A 575-nucleotide genomic window follows, 5' to 3' on the forward strand; every position below is an offset into this window, starting at 1 on the left:
GCCTACCAGATATCGATTTAATTTCTCGATTCTGTCCCCCATATTCATGGATTTCCTTCTGGACGTTAACTGTCGAATACGTTGTTTAAAGCGTCTGATACTCTCTTTAGAAACCCGAATTTTCGGGTTTTCTTTGTGAAATGTGAGAGAGAAACCAAGGAATTTACGTTTCCATGGGCGGTCTACCGCACTTTTCTCCTCATTAACTTTAAGCTTCAGTTTTCCTTCAATAAATTCTGTGATGCTTTTCATCACGCGTAAACCCGCTCTCTTGGAACGAACATATATATTACAGTCGTCCGCGTAGCGGACGAAACGGAGTCCTCTTTCCTCTAATTCTTTATCCAACTCATCTAAAACAATATTGGAAAGCAACGGACTTAGAGGTCCACCTTGCGGTGCTCCTTCTGTGTTAGGGCGAACCAGACCGCCTTCCATAATACCTGCTTGCAGGTATCTGCGAATTAACTTCAACACATTCGGGTCTTCGATTCGCTTGCTCAAAGTACGCATTAGTCTGTCATGGTTTACTTTATCGAAGAATTTCTCAAGATCCATGTCAATAACCCAGCGGC

General features: G+C 42.8%; 1 protein-coding gene. It reads right to left on the reverse strand.

Annotated elements, in window-relative coordinates; genetic code table 11:
• On the reverse strand, window positions 1-575 hold a 575-nt coding region (locus ACOI1D_RS21830), incomplete at both ends, for a reverse transcriptase domain-containing protein (RefSeq protein WP_422504309.1).

This window comes from Virgibacillus sp. DJP39, assembly GCF_049310925.1.
Classification (GTDB): domain Bacteria; phylum Bacillota; class Bacilli; order Bacillales; family Amphibacillaceae; genus Virgibacillus_F.